General features: G+C 46.1%; 13 protein-coding genes. 5 read left to right on the forward strand and 8 right to left on the reverse strand.

Features of this window, described 5'->3' with window-relative positions; all coding sequences use genetic code 11:
* Window positions 1-26: 26 nt before the first annotated feature.
* Complete coding sequence (locus Q1V85_RS09005; RefSeq protein ID WP_300599094.1) at window positions 27-3,341, reverse strand: valine--tRNA ligase; 3,315 nt, start codon at window positions 3,339-3,341, stop codon at window positions 27-29.
* 283 nt (window positions 3,342-3,624) lie between these two features.
* Here Q1V85_RS09005 and Q1V85_RS09010 point away from each other — a divergent pair, with 283 nt between their 5' ends.
* On the forward strand, window positions 3,625-4,554 hold the full coding sequence (locus tag Q1V85_RS09010; protein ID WP_300599096.1) for a pentapeptide repeat-containing protein: 930 nt from the start codon (window positions 3,625-3,627) through the stop codon (window positions 4,552-4,554).
* A gap of 602 nt (window positions 4,555-5,156) precedes the next feature.
* Window positions 5,157-6,731 carry a rhomboid family intramembrane serine protease gene (locus Q1V85_RS09015; RefSeq protein ID WP_300599098.1) on the forward strand — a complete coding sequence of 525 codons (1,575 nt, stop codon included), beginning with the start codon at window positions 5,157-5,159 and terminating at the stop codon, window positions 6,729-6,731.
* A 176-nt stretch (window positions 6,732-6,907) separates the two neighbouring features.
* Here Q1V85_RS09015 and Q1V85_RS09020 read toward each other — a convergent pair whose 3' ends face one another.
* The 7 genes from Q1V85_RS09020 to Q1V85_RS09050 form a co-directional block, all read right to left on the reverse strand.
* Window positions 6,908-8,305 carry a carbohydrate porin gene (locus Q1V85_RS09020; protein ID WP_300599100.1) on the reverse strand — a complete coding sequence of 466 codons (1,398 nt, stop codon included), beginning with the start codon at window positions 8,303-8,305 and terminating at the stop codon, window positions 6,908-6,910.
* Window positions 8,296-11,016 carry a magnesium-translocating P-type ATPase gene (mgtA, locus tag Q1V85_RS09025; RefSeq protein WP_300599102.1) on the reverse strand — a complete coding sequence of 907 codons (2,721 nt, stop codon included), beginning with the start codon at window positions 11,014-11,016 and terminating at the stop codon, window positions 8,296-8,298. The genes Q1V85_RS09020 and mgtA overlap by 10 nt, the downstream gene beginning before the upstream one ends.
* A gap of 48 nt (window positions 11,017-11,064) precedes the next feature.
* Window positions 11,065-11,265: a hypothetical protein gene (locus tag Q1V85_RS09030; RefSeq protein WP_300599104.1), complete on the reverse strand. Its 201-nt coding sequence runs from the start codon at window positions 11,263-11,265 to the stop codon at window positions 11,065-11,067.
* A 19-nt stretch (window positions 11,266-11,284) separates the two neighbouring features.
* Window positions 11,285-11,542, reverse strand: coding sequence for a hypothetical protein (locus tag Q1V85_RS09035; RefSeq protein ID WP_300599106.1), 258 nt, complete (start codon window positions 11,540-11,542; stop codon window positions 11,285-11,287).
* Between the two features lie 178 nt (window positions 11,543-11,720).
* Window positions 11,721-13,124 (reverse strand): HAMP domain-containing sensor histidine kinase, encoded by a 1,404-nt coding sequence (locus tag Q1V85_RS09040; protein WP_300599107.1) that lies wholly within the window; start codon window positions 13,122-13,124, stop codon window positions 11,721-11,723.
* Between the two features lie 3 nt (window positions 13,125-13,127).
* Window positions 13,128-13,811, reverse strand: coding sequence for a response regulator transcription factor (locus tag Q1V85_RS09045; RefSeq protein ID WP_300599109.1), 684 nt, complete (start codon window positions 13,809-13,811; stop codon window positions 13,128-13,130).
* Between the two features lie 258 nt (window positions 13,812-14,069).
* The gene (locus Q1V85_RS09050) at window positions 14,070-14,846 is read right to left on the reverse strand and encodes an NIPSNAP family protein (RefSeq protein ID WP_300599111.1); all 777 of its coding nucleotides are present in this window, start codon (window positions 14,844-14,846) and stop codon (window positions 14,070-14,072) included.
* A gap of 696 nt (window positions 14,847-15,542) precedes the next feature.
* Here Q1V85_RS09050 and Q1V85_RS09055 point away from each other — a divergent pair.
* The 3 genes from Q1V85_RS09055 to Q1V85_RS09065 all read left to right on the forward strand — a co-directional run bounded on the left by Q1V85_RS09055 (window position 15,543) and on the right by Q1V85_RS09065 (window position 17,745).
* On the forward strand, window positions 15,543-16,262 hold the full coding sequence (locus Q1V85_RS09055) for a hypothetical protein (RefSeq protein ID WP_300599113.1): 720 nt from the start codon (window positions 15,543-15,545) through the stop codon (window positions 16,260-16,262).
* Window positions 16,263-16,499: 237 nt separating this feature from the next.
* Entirely contained in the window at window positions 16,500-17,174 is a 675-nt protein-coding gene (locus tag Q1V85_RS09060) for a DUF4375 domain-containing protein (RefSeq protein ID WP_300599114.1), read from the forward strand.
* Between the two features lie 274 nt (window positions 17,175-17,448).
* Window positions 17,449-17,745 carry a YciI family protein gene (locus tag Q1V85_RS09065; RefSeq protein WP_300599116.1) on the forward strand — a complete coding sequence of 99 codons (297 nt, stop codon included), beginning with the start codon at window positions 17,449-17,451 and terminating at the stop codon, window positions 17,743-17,745.
* Window positions 17,746-18,509: the final 764 nt, after the last annotated feature.

Here is an 18,509-nt window from a genome sequence, read left to right on the forward strand (position 1 = left end):
GTGCAGTGGCTGCACAATGTTCCGTTTTACAAAGCTGCCAGACTTTCCTCGATCGCTTTTATTTTTTCTTCGGCATCTGCCTTTTTGCGGCGTTCAATCTCCACCACTTCCGGCTTTGCATTTTGTACAAAGCGTTCGTTGCCGAGTTTCTTTTCCACTGATGCCAGGAAGCCTTGCAGGTACACCAGGTCTTTTTCCAGTTGCTCTTTCTGGATGCTGGTATCCAATTCCGTAGCCGGTAAAATGAACAGCTTGTCTTTACCCACTAATACGTTGATGCATTTATCAACGGATTCTGTAGTAATGGCCACCGCTTCCACATTGGCCTGGCGTTCCAGGATGGCAGCCAGATTGGTATAGTTATCCGGCTGTGCGGTTTGTACAAACAGTTTTACCGGTTCTTTGCTCTTAATGTTATTCTTCACGCGTGCATCGCGGATGGCGGTGATGGTTTGCTTCAACAGCTCGCCCTGTGCCAGTATATTGTTATCTGTGGCCCCGGTTGGTGCGTATTGTTTTACAGAAAGATCATCGCTTTGCTCGCGCAGGAGGTGATAGATCTCTTCCGTTATAAACGGCATATAAGGATGTAACAATTGCAGCAGCTCTTCAAAGAATGCAATGGTGGCCTGCAATTTGGTGCTGTTGGTAGGGGCGCCCTGTGCAGGCTTCTGCCATTCGAGGTACCAGGAACAGAAATCGTCCCAGATTAATGAATATAAGGTCTTCAATCCTTCGCTGAGACGGAACTCTTTGAAAAGGTTCTCCATTTCGGCCTTAGCCTGCTCAATGCGGTTGCGCATCCAGGTTGCAGCAATATCCGGTTCGTTGCCGGTGCTTTCAATAATGCCATTGGGATTGTTCTGCCACATGCGCACCAGCTTCAACGCATTCCAGATCTTATTATTAAAATTCCGGCCCTGTTCCAGTGAGCTTTCATCAAATAACAGGTCGTTACCCGCAGGAGCAGAGATCATGATGCCAAAGCGCACCGCGTCGGCTCCGTAGGTGTCGATCAGTTTCAGCAGGTCTGGTGAGTTGCCCAGCTGCTTACTCATTTTGCGGCCCAGCTTATCGCGCACCATACCGGTGAAGTATACATCCTTAAAGGGGATCTCTTTTTCATATTCCAGTCCGGCCATAACCATACGCGCCACCCAAAAGAAAATGATATCCTGCCCGGTTACCAGCACGGAAGTAGGGTAGTAGTACTTGATATCGGCATTGCCGGGATCGGTAATACCATGGAATACCTCACTTGGCCAGAGCCAGGAGGAGAACCAGGTGTCGAGGACATCGCTGTCCTGCCTAAAGTCGTCAATAGTGAATGGTGAATGGTCAATGCCTTTCGCGGATTCACTACTCCCTTTTGCCCATTGACTAAAAGCCGCTTCTTTATTCTCCGCCACTACAAAGGTACCGTCCGGTGCGTACCACGCCGGTATCTGCTGGCCCCACCACAGCTGGCGGCTGATGCACCAGTCCTTTACATTTTCCAGCCAGTATTTGTAGGTGGCCAGGAAGCGGTCGCCGGGGTGTATTTTAATATCGCCGTCTACCACTGCCTTTAAAGCAGGATCGGCCAGCTCTTTCATTTTTACAAACCACTGGGTAGAGATGCGGGGTTCTACCACGGCATTGCTGCGCTGGGAAAACCCGTTCTTGTTCACGATGTCTTCTGTCTTTACCAGGTTGCCGGCTTGTTCAAGATCTATCACGATCTTCTTCCGCACAGCAAAACGATCTTCTCCCACATACAATTGGGCCGCTTCGCTCAGGGTGCCGTCTTCATTCAGCGTATCGATCACTTCCAGGTTATGTTTCAGACCCAGGTTATAGTCGTTTATATCATGTGCCGGTGTGATCTTTAAGGCGCCGGTACCAAACTCCATATCCACGTATTCATCAAAAATGATGGGGATACGGCGATTGATCAAAGGCACAAACGCATAGGCCCCTTTTAAGTGTTGGTAGCGGGCATCATTGGGGTTTACGCAGATGGCGGTATCGCCCAGAATGGTTTCCGGGCGGGTGGTGGCAATGGTAATGAATTGATTTCCACTGCTAATATCTTCCTTGTTCGTTAAAATATCAAAATCAATAATTTTTGGTATCTTTGTGTCAGCGGGAGTCGTTTCGGACGTGTGAGAGAAGGATTCCACCCCCGGAGTTTCCGGGTTGTCGGAAGGCACAGCTCGCCCGCTTGTAAGGGAAGATTCTAAACCAGTCTTCCCTTTCATTTTGCGCATAGTTTGCAGCATCAGTTCCTGCCGGCCGGTTCTTATCTCTTCTAAATAAATAATGGTGCCGTCTTCAAATGTTTTGCAATAGGTGATTGTTTCTTTTTGTTGTTTGTTCGGTCCAGATGCAATTACCTCATCGGGTTGATTCAATACATCAATGATTAATTCAAAGTCTTGTTCTGTTATCGCAATCTGCCCCCGGCCTTCTTCTATAGCCGGGTTGCCATGGTTATTAAGTATGTGATTAAAACCGCTTCTGTCTATTGCGTGTACATAGCCTTCACTAATTTCAATGCCTGTAAGTTCCGACAGGAATGCAGCACCTTCCGGTGTTACGCTCCCGATAACCGTTTTATCAATGGTATTAGCGGGATCTGATTTGATTTTGTTTACAAGGCTCCTTACAATACTTTTTGCTTTTGCCAGCAATTCTTTTGCCGTCCAGATCTTCAGGAACGGTTCCCGGAGCATATTGCCGCCATCCAGCTTGTATTGTACATAATACAGCTTGCTCTGTACCTCGCGGTATTCCACTTCCTCATCGCTGAGGGCCGTTTTGGCAGCCGGGTCCCAGTTGATCATGCGGGCCCCGCGATAGATCAGTCCTTTATTATACAGGTCTACAAAAACCTTTATAACGGCTTTGTAATAGTGGTCGTCCATGGTAAAGCTAACCCGGTTCCAGTCTACACTGCAACCCAGGCGCTCGATCTGGTTATAAATGATGCCACCATATTTTTCTTTCCATTCAAACGCATATTTCAGGAATTCCCCACGGGTCAGGCTGTTTTTGTCGATGCCCTTTTCCTCCTTCAGCATCTGCACCACTTTGGCCTCCGTGGCAATGGACGCGTGGTCGCTGCCGGGGACCCAGCAGGCGTTAAAGCCGCTCATGCGGGCGCGGCGCACCAGTATGTCCTGCACGGTTTCATTGAGGGTGTGTCCCATATGCAACACGCCGGTAACATTGGGGGGCGGAATGACCACGGTATAGGCCGGGCGTTCATCCGGGGTGCTGTTAAAATACCCTTTTTCCTTCCAATGCCCCGTCCACCGGGTCTCAATAGCTGCTGGCTCAAAATTCTTTGTTAATTCCATAAGGCGGCAAATTTACTGCATTTCATGGATAAAAATCGCCGCAGATTGTGCATAAAAGAAGTGCTTTTCGACGTATATGTGGCTGTTCATAAGGTGTGGTGGACAAGGCTACGCTGTAACCCATCCCGGGGCGTTTATTCCCTCATTTTAGCCGTTCATTTCTTCAAACTACTCCTGGTTGTTAAAAAACAACCGTAAGTAGCGTACTTACAACCAAAAGTTGCTGCTTTTTTTTGGAACCAGGGAACGAATGCGGACACCTTTGTGTAATAAAAAAACATTTATGGAAGCAAAGACCATCGGCAGCAAAATTGCCACAGCACGAAAAAGAATCAATATCTCCCAGGCGCAACTGGCCGAACGTTTGTTTATCAGTCCGCAGGCAGTAGGTAAATGGGAGCGTGGAGAATCGGTGCCGGATCTGATTACCTTTAACCGGCTTGCGGAAGTTTTAGGGGTGGACCTTAACTATTTCTCTGAAAGTTTTTCATCCGGGGAGTTTACATCCGACGCTGAAGTGCCTGCATCCGAAGACCCCATCCCGGTTCTGCAACCTGCGAGGTTTGATGACAACCAGGCACTGCACGGAACAGGAACTAAAAAGCGGAACTGGGATATGTCGCGGGGCAACTGGGCAGATGCTGATTTCTCCGGTCTGGAAAACCTGCATGAAAAATTCAGTTCTTCCAATATGCAGCGCTGCAAATTCATCGGCTCGGATCTGTCGGGCCTGCTGCTGAAAAGCAACCATATCCGTCATTGCGATTTTTCGGGTTCCGATATCAATGGCAGCCGTATTCAGCATTCGCACCTGGCCAACAACCAGTTTACAAGCTGCTCTTTAAAAGAAGCCGAGTTTTCCGGGAGCTACATCCTGAGTTGTGACTTTTCGGGTGCCGATTTTTCCGGGGCAACTATTAAATCCGGAGGCCTCGAGAAAAGCACAATAGTAAATGCGGGCTGGAAGCATACCTCATTTATTGAAACCTACCTTGCTGATATTATTTTTGATGGGATCATTGATGACTGTTATTTTGAAAACTGTGCCTTTTCGCGGGTTACATTCCAGGATGCAACCCTGATCAATACCTTTTTTAAAGGAAGGAGCTTAAAAAAGATCCGCTTTGTAAATTGCCGGACCGACCGAATGACCTATGAGTTTCTGAAGAATGGGAGAGCCGATCTGAAAGGCGTTACCCTGCTGGCATCATAAACCTGACAAAACAGAAAGATGATCCATGTATTTAAGACATCTGTTAAAACCAAGAAGGATGTATTGCGGCTAAAGTTTGTTTTAACTGATTTGTTGCAATCATCAAACTGGAATTTTGATCTTGATGATTGTGATAAGATTTTACGGGTAGAAAGTTCAATTGAAATTGGGTCTTCCATCATCAAACTGTTGCTGGAATGCGGATTTGAGTGTGAAGAATTAAGCTGCTGACAAAATAAATCTGCAGGAAAAGTCTTCCTGCAGATCAGCGTTTGCTGCCCCCATACGCAAAAATGCAGTATTTTACATACGAACGAGTGTTCTGTGCAAATAAGCCGTATGCGATCACTATAATATGTCCCGTAACAAGTTGGTCAAATATTATGGCATGTGCAAATACTATTGCCGCAGGGTTTTCCGGTTGCAAAAAAAGTTTATTTTAGCAAAAATCAATTGAAAAAACGATAGCAGTGTGCAGCCGGCAAGCAGAACGAAGACAGGCAGGAGTTTTATATGTTTATAAGAGGCGGTAAATATCAAATATCGATTGCCTGTGCGTATAATATGTTATGGCAGTATGCTGCACCGAACAAAAGGAACAAATGAAAGAATTATCAAACAAACTGCGGATCATTTACAAACCGTTTTTACTTATCAGTATCGGGTTTATTTTATTATATACCCTGTTGCATTGGCTGCTGTTTATAAAGGCGGCAATACCCTTAAAGGAGGACATTGTCAAGCTTTGGTTGCCCTTTGGGTTGCCCTGGATACCTATTTTGATTTGGCTGCGTCCCAGGATCAGGCTCCTGAACTTTAAGAATGATAACGCAGCCTTTGGCTATCAGTTCCTGGCGTCAATAGCAATAGCCATTCCAACGATTATAGCGCAGGAGTACCTGGTTACTGCAACGGGTAAACTAACCCAGCTGGATAATATCAGTCAGATTGAAAAAACAAAAAAGACGAAATATTATGCGCTTAAGCATTATTATATCGATAAGGAACATATTGCTATTGAAAATGCTGCCACCATAACCGGGAAGCATAATGAAAATTTTAATATGCAAATTTATGTTGCTATGCCTGTTTTAGTGACCAGTGCTGATACTGTTAAAATGGGAAGTACCTGCTGGCTGGGGAAACGGTATTTTGAGCGGATCAGTAACCGGTTGAGCGAGCAGGAAAAGAATGATCAATACAAGGCCTTTGCAGAAAAGTCGCAAACTGAGTTTGAACAGACGGACTTTAGCAAGTTTACATATCTGGAAGTTATGGGTAATACAGATGATCATGACGGGTACAATAAGGCGTTAAAGAAATTGGGGGCCAATGCCCCCGGTCCGAATATGATCTTTGAGGCAAAGGCCGAGCCGTTTGAACAAAGGAACGGCAGAAAGCTGCCCTGGATTTTTGGCTCTTTTGCTATTGGTGCAGCAGTTTGGTTGTTATTCCTGTTATTCCCGAAAGTTGACCAGGAACGAATAAAGAAATTCAAAACGGGTACCTCTGCAAAAGAGAGTGGTCTTAAAGAGGTATTTGAAGTAATGCTACCAAGACGGGACTTTTTTATTACACCGATCCTTATCGATCTGAATATTCTTATATACCTGGCAATGGTATTTGCGGGACTTGGATTTATTTCCTTTCAGGGGACAGATCTGATTCATTGGGGCGCTAATTTTAGACCTTTAACAACAGATGGACAATGGTGGAGATTGCTCACCAACACGTTTTTGCATGGCGGGCTGATGCACCTCCTGGCAAATATGTTCGGGTTACTGTTTGTTGGCGTATTCCTGGAGCCGCTTCTGGGCAAATGGCGGTATTTGCTGGTGTACCTGATTGCAGGGATTTTAGCCAGTGCTGCAAGCATATGGTGGTATGATGCCACTGTAAGCGTTGGTGCTTCAGGCGCCATTTTTGGACTTTATGGTTTTTTTCTGTCGTGCTTGCTTTTAAAAATATTCCCACCTGATTTTGGAAAAACGTTCTTAATAAGTACACTGGTATTTGTAGGCGTGAACCTGGTTATGGGGCTTACAGGAGGTATTGATAACGCGGCACATATCGGAGGGCTACTGAGCGGCTTTTTGCTGGGATTGATATGCTCAACATGGCTTAAACGAAAGGCGGCAAATACAGTGGCCTATGAAATAGAAAAACCGGAAGCCTAAAGCAGCACAAACCGCATTTATCGGTGAGAACTGTTTCGCAGATAAATGCGGCCGAGTTATGAAACTTGCGAACTGGTGTGGAATGCTATATTTATCCGGCAGACGTTACCCGTCTTACAATACCGTAGTGTTTAGCGGGAAAATCAATGCGCATATTACCTCAATTGTGCTGGCAGTTATATATCAATATGTCCTCGTAATCCAAAGGCATGCACCGGTCCGCGGTCTTTGTTATAACCAGGATGTCGAATGAACTGGTAATCGAAAGTGACCGATAAAAACCGTGTCAGACGGGCATTGTAATAGGTTTCAAGAATGCCCTCCAATCCATAGTTTAGCCGCCCATCGCCAATGATAAAGCCATAACCTCCGTTTTTTAAAAAATCCCGGTGTGGTTTGGAAATGCCGTTCAGGCCGGCGGCGAGGCCCCATACATCATCCGGACGCTTCCAGCGGCTTCCTTTAGCAGAAAGCCCGGCGTTGATGGTATGGTCAATTTCGGTAAAGGCCCAGGATGCATATTGGCCGTCGTTCCAGCCCAGCCGGCTAAAGAAGCCGATATCATGGGTGATTTCCTGTGCTATGTTAAGGCCCAGTTCCAGCTTTTTACCGCCATAGCGGGTGTTTTCGGCATTGCCCTTTATGACCGCTAACAGGAAGCTGTCGTTGACGGCAAGGGCTTTCATACCGTCTGCGTAAGACGGCGCCCGGGTATGGGTATTGCTAATGATGAAACTGATCTTGCCTTTATGACTGTTGATGGAATGCTGGTGTTCCAGTTCCAGGGTTTCTGAATGCGCCTTGCCGGGCCGGTATTCCATCAAATGATAATTGGCAATACGGGGTACGGCTACTGTAGACAAACGTACTGCCCAACGGGGTTTGATGAGTTCTACCACTACACCCTCCGTATATCCCCGGGTATTGGCGGGATAATCCCAGGTGCCGTTGGCCCAAAGGGACCAGTTAAAAAACTGGGTACGGGGGTCATTGCTGTATTCGTTGGCGTCATAGAAATCAGAGATTGCAAATTTTCCGGCGCTGATGGTAATACGGCTGGCAGGTAACTGGTCTTCCAATTGATTGTTATCGTCACTTACTTTTTCATAGCTGGTATTACCCAATGGAATATGTTGTTGCAGGTAGGCCCGGGCAATAAATACCTGCGGGGCCACTTCTCCCACGCGATAGGTTTCTCCGTTTAAAGCACCCGCTACGCCCTGGGCAAAACTCAAACCCTTACCACCGGATACTTCCGGGTTCACATAGATTGCCGCGCCTTTCCACAATCTTCTTCCCAGGAAAAGGGTAGCCGTAAGACTGGTTGCGGTGGGTTCCACAGAATCGGCCAGAGAATTCATGCCACTGTATAGTGCCCTGAACCCGGAGTGTTTCTGTGCAATGACGGTGGTCTGAAAATGGGCGGTCCATTTAGGCAGCGAGCTGTCTTGCGGATGCTCCTGGGCCGTTGCCAGCTGAGCAAGCGCGAGTAAGCAAAGTGTGATAAAGCGTTTGGGGTTAGAGATCATGATAAGGTTTTTAGGATTGTACTGCAAATTAGCTTTTAAAGCCATTGATTGAATTTTTTGATGTACCAGTTTTTGATCAGCTGTGTCAGTAAACAATAGCTGGTAAGAATTGCTATCAGCCAGGGAAAATATTGCCAGGGGAGCGGCTGCATTTTCAGACTTGCTGCAAACGGGGTAAAGGGCAGGGCCATACCAATGAGCATGATCAAAGAGGTTAAAGCCACCACGGGTGCTGATGCCCAGCTTTGGATGAACGGGATTTTACGGGTGCGGATCATATGTACGATCAGTGTTTGTGACAACAGTCCTTCAATAAACCACCCGCTTTGAAACAGGGATTGGTGCTCCGGCGTGTTGGCTTTAAATAAGAAAAACATCAACGCAAAGGTGGCATAGTCGAAAATGGAACTGATGGGACCAATAAAGATCATAAACCGCTGAATACCGGAGGCATCCCATTTTTTGGGTTCCAGCAGGAATTCTTCATCCATCCGGTCCCAGGGGATGGAGATCTGCGATACATCATAGAGTAAATTCTGTACCAGTATCTGCACGGGCAGCATGGGCAGGAAGGGGAGGAAGGCGCTGGCCCCCAGCATGCTGAACATATTGCCAAAATTGCTGCTGGCCGTCATCTTGATGTACTTGATGATGTTGCCAAATGTGCGCCGGCCATAGATCACGCCTTTGCGCAGCACCATTAAGTCTTTTTCCAGCAGGATGATGTCGGCACTTTCTTTGGCAATGTCCACGGCCGTATCTACGCTGATACCCACATCGGCCTGGCGTAGTGCAGCCGCATCATTGATGCCGTCTCCCATAAAACCAACCGTATGCCCTTTGGCCTGCAATAGGCTGACGACCCTCGACTTTTGGATGGGGCTTAATTTGGCCAGGATGGAAACCGCATCGATCTGCTTCCGCAGTTCATCGTCGGTCATTTGTTCCACTTCGCTGCCCAGCAGGATGCTGTTGAAGTCGATACCCACATCCCGGCATATTTTCCGGGTTATCACTTCATTATCGCCGGTAAGCACTTTTACCTGCACGCCCAGTTTTTGCAGGGCCTCGATGGAAGTGCGGGCGGATGGTTTTGCGGGGTCCAGGAAGCCGATAAACCCGGTCAGGATGAGTTGTTGTTCATCCTCTACAGAATAGGTGAGCGCGCGGTCATCAAACTCCCGGATGGCAACGATCAATACCCGCAGGCCTTCTTCATTCAGCCGTTTTGAAGTGTCCAGGATGCGTTGCTTCATGGCTGTATCTATGGCGATGATGCTATCACTCTCAATATGCACCTGTTTATCATCACCGGGATCAAAGGCCGCACTGCACAGGTCGATCATTTCTTCCACCGCGCCTTTGCAAATGAGCAGGTGCCGGCCGCTTTTCTGCTTGAGTATGACGGACATTCTCCGGCGCTGAAAGTCAAACGGAATTTCATCCACTTTTACAAAATGATCTTCTACTTTCAGGTAATCGTGCAGGTCGGCATGTTCCAGTACCGCAAGATCCAGCAGGTTTTTTAAACCGGTTTGGTGAAAGCTGTTGAGATAGGCCCATTTCAATACCTCATCGTCATCTTCCCCGTTAATGTTCAGGTGGCGTTCCAGCACAATTTTATCCAGCGTAAGAGTGCCGGTTTTATCCGTACAGAACACATCCATGGCACCGATGTTCTGGATGGCGTTCAGCCGTTTTACGATCACCTTCCGTTTGCTCATGCTTACGGCACCCTTGGCCAGGTTGGCCGTTACAATCATCGGCAGCATTTCGGGCGTTAAGCCCACTGCTACTGCAATGGCAAACAACAGGGCTTCCAGCCAGTCGCCTTTTACAAGGCCGTTGATCACAAAGATCAGCGGCACCATAATGAGCATAAAGCGAATGAGCAGGAAGCTGACTTTATTAACGCCTTTATCAAAACTCGTCTCAGACCGGGTGCTGGTAATGGTGCGACTTAACGATCCAAAATATGTGTGATCACCGGTGGTAACTACCATGGCCGTGGCGGTACCACTGACAACATTGGTGCCCATAAAACAAATATTGTCCAGCTCCAAGGGTGATTTTTCGGTGGCGGCCCGTACAGGGAGGTGTCTTTTTTCTACCGGTAAAGATTCCCCGGTAAGCATGGCCTGACTTACAAAAAGATCCTTGGAGTGTATCAGCCGGCAATCGGCAGGAATCATGTCGCCGGCGGATAAAAAAATGATATCACCCGGTACGATTCCTTTTATATCAACTTCGTTTTTTACGCTGATGTCCGCGGTGCTTTTCCGTAAAACTGTGGCCGTGGTCTTTACCATGTTTTTGAGCTGTTCGGCGGCACGATTGCTGCGGAACTCCTGGAAGAAGCGGATGAGGGAACTTACCATGACCATGATTCCCACCATCATCACGGTTTTATAATCTTTTTCTCCGGCGGGCGCCATCCATACATCCATAATAAAGGAAATAATGGCGATAACAATCAAAATGGCAATGAAGGGATTTATAAATGCCATGAATAGCTGTTTGTACCAACTGTTTGCCTTTTTATGATGGACCTCGTTAGGGCCAAATTTTAACAGGCGCTCTTTTACTTCGGTTGCGGATAAGCCCTGGGGGTGACTGTCCATCATCGCCAGGAAAAAATTTTCATCTGCCCGGGAAGTATGCTGCAATTTTACCGCGGCGGCGGCATCACTGCCATTGGTGATTCGGCTGAAACCCGCAGCCAGCTGCTTTTTGATGGATATGCTTAATGTTTTCATGAGAGAGGAGTAGATAGGGAATGGTGAATGATGAATAGTGAAATGATGTTACTTTTTATCCGGGTGCTTACTTTTTAGAAAGAACCGGAGCAGGAGTAATACGGCGATGATCAGAAGACCGGTTATCACGCCGTTGCCGGGTGAGCGATGATGAGCGGTAAGCGTTTCCCGGTTTAACAGAAGATCCGCCAGGTAAATGCTTACCGCCAGCACACCCGCAGCAATAGCCCAGCTGCCTGTTTTCCGCATGTTGCCTTCGATTGATTTATTAAATGAAGCGGTACTTTTTTAAACGCTGTATACCGCGGTAATAGTTCCGGTTACGCCTTTTTGCTGCTTTAACATGGGCGGTCTTAAAGATCCTGCTATCATCAAGGCCGGAATTAGAGGAGCCGATAATAACTTCCGGTAATTGCCCGGCGCCGGATTTGCGGATGAGGGGACTTTTGAAAAAAGAAATGAATTTGAACATAACACTTGAATTTTGTTGCCCCTTTACGGGGAACACCATCAAGTATTCCTTCATAAAGCGGGTAGTTAATAATGGGGTTTACTGACCGGATCGATATCCATTTTTTATCTTATTTGTGTTTAAATGACATTCTTTGTTGAATGCATTGCAAAACTAATGCCTCCCATCCGCAAGGGCTGTTAGAGGGCTCTTAGAATGTTATTAGAAAAATATTAGAAAACGGGGCTGAACGCTAAACGCTAATTGCTGAGTGCTGAACGCTCGCCGATACAACATGCGGCAGCTCAATTGTAAAAATGGTGCCTTTACCTACGGTAGAGCTTACCTGGATAGAGCCATGGTGCAGGTCAATGATCCGCTGTACCAATGCCAGGCCAATGCCGTTACCGTTGACAAAGGTTTTGTTGCGCCCCCGGTAAAAAGGGGTGAAAATATTTTGCAGATCATCGGCCGCAATTCCGATTCCATTGTCCGAAAATTGCAGTATGACCCGGTTTTTAGTGTAGGAAATGTGTACCGTGCTTTGTGCGTCGGCGGAAAATTTACAGCTGTTTTCCATCAGGTTAATAAAGGCCGTTTTTAGCAGGTATTCATTGCCCTGTACTGAAATAAAATCATCGTTTTCGATCTCCCGGTCAAACAGGATATTGACATTATACTCCTGCTGAACGTGCAGCACATCATTGCGGGCGTCCAGCAATACTTCATCCAGACGGATTTCTTTAAACGAAATTTCCGTTTGGTCATAGTTCGCTTTTGCAAAGTCCAGCAAACTATTGGATAGGCGAATCAGTTTTTGCACATCCGTAATCAGGTGCCGGTTGGTTTGCCGGTATTCCTCCGCGGGCCGCTCTTTCAGCGCCGTAAGCTGTAACTCCGCCAGCATGGCCGTAAGGGGCGTGCGCAGCTCGTGCGAGATATTGGAAACAAATTGCTTTTGCGCATCAAAAGAATTTTCCAGCCGGTTCAGCATTTCATTAAAGGTAATGGCCAGTGCGGCAATTTCATCTTTACGGTTGCCTTCATTTACGCGTAAATCCAGGTTGGTGGCCGTTATCTTTTTAACCTTGCTTACAATGGCGGAAACGGGGCGCAGCGATTGTTTGGCCAGAAAGCGGCCCACAAAAAACGTAATGGCAATGGCTATTAAAAATGCAAGGATCAGCGTGTTTCTTAGCGATGCCAGTTTACCGTACCCGTATTCATCAATGGCCGCTGCAGTAATGACATATGCGTTACTGTTATGGGTGTATAAAAAGCCCACCACCTGCATGTTGCCCTGGTAAAACTGGATCTCTTTTTGTGCGACCACACGGCTGATCATAGCCCTGGTTTCCTTTACCTTATCGATGTTTACCGCATCGTGGTACAGCAGGTTAAACGCGGTATCGTAAATAGCCACTTCTTCCTGGAACAAAAAAGTGGGCGTTTTTTTGTAGATCAGTTGTAAAACATCCGGGTCTATTTTTGAATCGAACAGCAGGTTGGCCTTCGTAGTAGCCTGTTGTTTCAGCCGTTTAAAATATTCGTCCTCCCGTACTTCGGCCGATGTAATGTAGATCATGCAGGCAAATGCAGATAGCAACGCGGCTACCAACAAGGTAAATAACAGGGTAAGCCTTGTTTTTATCTGCATAAATCAGCCTTTTTTTAAAATAAATCCCATGCCCGGCCGGGTATGAATGAGCTTTACCGGAAAATCTTTTTCAATTTTTTTTCTCAGGTAGTTGATGTACACATCAATAAAATTGGTGCCCGTATCAAACGTTGTATCCCATACCTTTTCTGCTATTTCAGCACGACTCAAAACACGTTCCGGGTTTTGCAGCATGTATTCCAGCAGCTTCAATTCCTTTGGCGTAAGGTCTATTTCCCGATTTCCTCTTTTTACGATTTTGGTATGCTGGTTCAGCTCAATATCTTCATATTTCAGTAAAAAACTATCGGTACTTTTATTACTGGCCGCGCGTTTCAGCAGGGCGCGCATCCTTGCCACCAGCTCCCGCAGCTCAAACGGTTTTACCAGGTAATCATCCGCGCCGGCATCAAAACCCTCCACTTTTTCGTTGGTAGTGCCCAGGGCCGTAAGCATAATAATCGGTATATCCGGCTTCAGGCTCCGGATCTCCTTACACAGGTCAATACCATTCATTCCCGGTAAAATAATATCGGTAATGATCACATCAAAATGATTGTTAATGGCCAGTTGCTTGCCCGTTTCGCCATCAGCGGCCAGGGTTACGCCAAAGCCCTGTTCCTCCAGTCCTTTTTTTGTAAGGGCTGCTATCCGCTGGTCATCCTCAATCAATAAAATCGGTATCATTACCTGCTGCTTTAGGTACAAAGATAAGCAGGGAATGTGTCCCGCAGATGGCGCAGATGTTACGCAGATTTAGTGTTTGACTCACAGATTGTAAAGGCTGGCACAGGAAAAATCCGCGGAAATCGGCGAGAATAATCCGCGTTCATCAGCGGGGAAATTAGCCCGGAGCGCAAAATATATTATGATGCAAAAGCACCTCTAATATTCCCAAGTTCCTCAAGCGCTCCCCGTCCCCCAATACAAGTATACTCCAGCCCACTACACCTGCGAGTAAGCCGTTGGCACCAAAAAAGTATTAATGATCCTGGAAACGGTATTTGCATACTGGGGATCTGCGATCAACCGCTTCCAATCCGCGTCGGCAACAAAAGCGCCCCATCCCTTATCGCGCTCCTCCATATTATTACAGGTAAGCATGTAGGTAATACGCGGCAGCTTGTCGCCAGCAATCACCTCTCCCAAAAATACCGGGTTCAGCTTTGCCCGCTTAAAAATATCAAACTCCCCGTCGTGGAACATTTTTACCTTTCTTCTCACCGCGTCTTCACTATAGCCCTCATAGGTCCGCAATTCAAAGACCCGCGGTGCACCCGGCGGCACAGTCAATGCGGGCCAGCCCTCAAAGGCTGTCATCAGCGAAGCCGTAAAGCGATTGTATACCGGTTTGTCGGCGGGTATCGCATGGTACGCAGCACTGCTTTTAATATAATCGGCGTCTGCTTTCACCTTTGCGTTTACCAACAAATAGCTGTCGATAGACGCATAGGGGACCAGTACGTATAATTTAGCCGGCTCCGTTTCCTTCCATGCCTTAAAAACGCCCACTGTTTTAACACCGTATTTGTTCAGTGCCGGTATCAGCGCCGTTTTAAAATATTGCTCCAGCTGGCCTCTGTCCACTCCAAAGCGCATATCATATTCGCGCCATTCGTATACTTCCTTTTGTGCTGCGGGCCGCTCACCGGCCGATGCGCCCATTGTTGCCATGCCAGCAGTAGCTGCCAGTGAGGAGTGGAGGAACTTTCTGCGTTTCATCGTTTGTTTTTTTATAGATCGTTTTCGTGTGTTGTTGAGTTCGTACAAGGTGTACCTAAAAATAAGACATCTTTTTGGTATCATTTAAAAAAACGTATACGGTTATCGGCCAGGTAGGGGTATTATTTTTATTGGCCCGGCTGCAGCGCCGATGGCAACAACACTGAGCCTGTCCCGCTGAAAGCGGGATCACTCACTTGTGCTGCGGTGCATAGGGGCAACTGGCTATCGCGGGACCTGGGCGACTGGTGGGACATGGAGCGCTTGTAAGTATACTATCCCATTTTTTAAAGAGCTATTGGCCGGCGGATCATTACAACTCCGGAAATAATTGCGGGAGCCAAAACATGCTATGGAGTGGGAGTACCGTAGGAGCGGCTTATAGGGCATGTTTCCAGGGTTTTTTATTCCGGCGATCTAAGTACACATGGCCGGACCTGTGAAATTTTCTCCGGTTGTAGAAAAGAAGTATTTTAGCAAAGGAATCGTAATAAAGAAATCTTCTTGAAAAAGCATAATAATAATAATAATAATAATAATAATAATTCCTCCCTGGTAAATAAATGAATGAAATTGATGGTGCCCTATTTCAAAACAATACTATTAGCCATGTTATTCGGGTTGTGCAGTTGTAAAAATAACAGCAAGAAGGATGAAGTTTTTGAGGCGTTCAAAACGCAAATGGAAAAACAGAGGATGAAAATAGATTCGGTTGATGAAGAAGGGTTTATTTATGTAGCCAAGGGAGCTCTTACACTGAAAATTAGCCTTGATAATTTAAGGAAGGACTATGCCAGGGATAAAGATATGGCTGTTATAACAGATTTTGTAAAGACAATGGCCTCGCATACGTTAGATCTTCCTGCTTCCTGGGAAGAAGCAAAGGATGATGTTTACATTTCTTTATTTCCCGATGATTATGCGTTTGAAGACTTTTTAAATGAACCGGTAACGGAACATATGCGTAAAGTGTATATTCATAGAAGACCAGGAGAGCTGACATGGGTGTCGGATGAAGATCTGAAAAAATGGAATATAACACCGGCGTTACTGGCAGCCCAGGCGGATCAAAATGCAAACAAATTGCTGCAACAGGTATCCATAACGATAGATACGGTTGAAGGCCATAAGTTGGGTTTTATTGACACGGCACAAACTACTTTAAAGGGCGCGTTGCTTTTTGCATCCGGAATGAAGGAAAAGATAAAGGCAGATTTTGGATTTCCTTTTTATGCAGTGATCCCGGTAAGGGACTTTTGTTATTTGTTTTCGGAGGAAGACTTTAACTTTTTTTCAAAGAGGCTGGCCCCCACGGTTGTAGAAGAGTACAAGCAATCCGGCTATCCTGTTACAACGGAAATTTTAAAATTTTCCAACAAGGGGGTGGACGCGGTTGGGAGGTATCCGGTGCAGTAGGTTTCACTGTCGGATACCAGGAGCGTCATATGCTATAAAAAGGTCCTATGCGTATATTGAATATTTTTAGACTGCGAGGGACGTAGGAAAGAATCGGAACATTTTTTGGCGTCCCATCATATTTTCTTTATAGACATTGGCCGTTGGTGGAAGAAGAAGCTGACAGACGCAATATCTGGGCGATAAGGTTTTTGCCGGATCCAGGTTCAGTGTTTAGCTTTTCAATAAAAAAACAAGATGATAAATTTTATGATACGATCGGAGCTGATATTGAGGGTAGTGATTGGCATTTTGCTTAGCCTTTCCGGATGCTCAGAGGTAAAAAGAGAAAAAACTGAAAAGGAAGCCAGGCAAGAAAAAGAGCTTGAACAATATTTGAAGGCATTTAATGAACGTTCTATTTATAAAACACTTACCCAAAGAATCATCGATACAATACCGGATGATAAACTTTTGCAGGTAGTGTTCGATAATCTGATAGAGAAACTTTCTAACGATCATGAAAATGAGTATGAAACGGTAATGACCTGGAATAAATCAAGGCGGGCTATTTATATGATCTGGCTACTGGAATGGGAGGTAAACAATGGAGGTTATAATCAATTTTACTATAATCCCAGCGGACAATTCCGCGAGCTCTTACCGGATGCACTAAAATTAGTGGGTGCCAGCCAGTTTGCTGCGCTTACGCAAAAGGCAAATGATATCTATCAAAAGGAAAATGCAACGATAACGAAATATCAGGATGGATCGACAGAAGGTTTTAGCAAATCCTATGAAAGTAATCCTCTAGATGTTTGTGATGATGCATTTTATGCTCTTTATAAAAAAGAAAACCTACCACAAATTCAGATGAATTATATACGGACGCATAAGCAGGATTTTGTGGATGAGCCGGTTGAAGCGGAATAAACAACGTTTTTCTTACATACAGATTATCTGTTGATGGGTTTGGCCCCGTCGACTAGGCTTTAGTGTTGTTTTAGGCCCCGTAAACCGGTTGCCGGTAATTTTTCAGGGACCTGACAATTGGCGAACAGTCCTGCCAGGGTATTCAGCAGGTTTATTTATATCATATATGCGGCGGCGGTGGATCGGTTTGCGCGGCTGTCAGACCAGCCTGCAAGACAGCAGTAAGGCGGTGTCCATATTTGTTTTACCGTTATATTGGTTATTTTAGCATATTATGAGCAAGCAGCAATTTTATCTAAAACTAAATCCGCCGCGGCCCAGTTTTATACTGGATATGACGGCCGAAGAAAAAGCCACCATGCAGCAACACGTTGCCTATTGGACGCAGTTGCTCAACGACGGCATTGCCATTGTTTTTGGCCCGGTAGCCGACCCAACCGGTGGTTACGGGGTAGGCGTTGTATCGGTAAACGATGAGGACCAACTAAAAAAGATCATCGAGGCCGATCCCGCAAACGGGCTGAACCAATATGAGTACTATCCCATGCGGGCCGCGTTTAAGCAACACTGAAAACGGCAACAGTAACTCAAAAGGTAGCGGTGGGGCTTTGAGGCATCCCGGCCTTGTTATGGTTTATGTTTTGGCTTTGAGCAATGTGATAATAGACGTTTGCAGGCTTAGCCTCAGGCATATGTCAGCTGGCCACCTGGCACAATAGCGGGTTGCCAGGGCGTATGTAAGAATTTGGAAAAAATAAATTATTTTGTGGTGATCGCATTACTTTTGTTATATGAATAAATTCTACCAAAGCCGCTACTTCGTTCTTGTTTCTGTTTGCATCTTGCTTGCCTTCATGGTTTTTTCGAGATATATGAGAGACTCCGGCTATTTAAGCGTGCGCGTAAATGGTGTAATAGGCCTCTTATGTTGGGTACTGATCGTTTTGGTTGTCATTGCGGCCAGGCGAAGAAAGCGACATGAATTAAAGTGATTTCTTAAAAGAACAAGTACGTTTCACGCGCTCCTGCAAAGACCATCGGCCTGTTCACTCTCTACAACCCGGCAATTTATTTCGGAAGCCAAAACATCCTAAGGTGCAGGAGAGTGCCATCGGCACGGTTCATACGGTGGCCTCCCTGTACCCCAAGTCTTCCCCCCCTCACGACCTTCCAAATCTTTCAACCAAACCTTTTTCATAAATGCTAAAAAACAACTATATTAGCATAACAACCATTTGGAAAAACTGCCCAGGGCATGGAACACCAGAACGGTTGCGGAACAACTGGATTTTTAATTAACAGGTATTGAATAGCCGTATTAAGTATTTACAAACG

Origin of the sequence: Niabella sp. (assembly GCF_030150205.1) — a bacterium.
In the GTDB taxonomy this organism is placed as follows: domain Bacteria; phylum Bacteroidota; class Bacteroidia; order Chitinophagales; family Chitinophagaceae; genus Niabella.

Bases quoted from the DNA above. Each gene is read 5' to 3' on its own strand.
- mgtA (WP_300599102.1), bottom strand. From the start codon at position 11,016: ATGAAAACATTAAGCATATCCATCAAAAAGCAGCTGGCTGCGGGTTTC.
- Q1V85_RS09005 (WP_300599094.1), bottom strand. From the start codon at position 3,341: ATGGAATTAACAAAGAATTTTGAGCCAGCAGCTATTGAGACCCGGTGG.
- Q1V85_RS09010 (WP_300599096.1), top strand. From the start codon at position 3,625: ATGGAAGCAAAGACCATCGGCAGCAAAATTGCCACAGCACGAAAAAGA.
- Q1V85_RS09055 (WP_300599113.1), top strand. From the start codon at position 15,543: ATGAAAATAGATTCGGTTGATGAAGAAGGGTTTATTTATGTAGCCAAG.
- Q1V85_RS09060 (WP_300599114.1), top strand. From the start codon at position 16,500: ATGATAAATTTTATGATACGATCGGAGCTGATATTGAGGGTAGTGATT.
- Q1V85_RS09035 (WP_300599106.1), bottom strand. From the start codon at position 11,542: ATGAAGGAATACTTGATGGTGTTCCCCGTAAAGGGGCAACAAAATTCA.
- Q1V85_RS09015 (WP_300599098.1), top strand. From the start codon at position 5,157: ATGAAAGAATTATCAAACAAACTGCGGATCATTTACAAACCGTTTTTA.
- Q1V85_RS09050 (WP_300599111.1), bottom strand. From the start codon at position 14,846: ATGAAACGCAGAAAGTTCCTCCACTCCTCACTGGCAGCTACTGCTGGC.
- Q1V85_RS09065 (WP_300599116.1), top strand. From the start codon at position 17,449: ATGAGCAAGCAGCAATTTTATCTAAAACTAAATCCGCCGCGGCCCAGT.
- Q1V85_RS09040 (WP_300599107.1), bottom strand. From the start codon at position 13,124: ATGCAGATAAAAACAAGGCTTACCCTGTTATTTACCTTGTTGGTAGCC.
- Q1V85_RS09045 (WP_300599109.1), bottom strand. From the start codon at position 13,811: ATGATACCGATTTTATTGATTGAGGATGACCAGCGGATAGCAGCCCTT.
- Q1V85_RS09030 (WP_300599104.1), bottom strand. From the start codon at position 11,265: ATGCGGAAAACAGGCAGCTGGGCTATTGCTGCGGGTGTGCTGGCGGTA.
- Q1V85_RS09020 (WP_300599100.1), bottom strand. From the start codon at position 8,305: ATGGCTTTAAAAGCTAATTTGCAGTACAATCCTAAAAACCTTATCATG.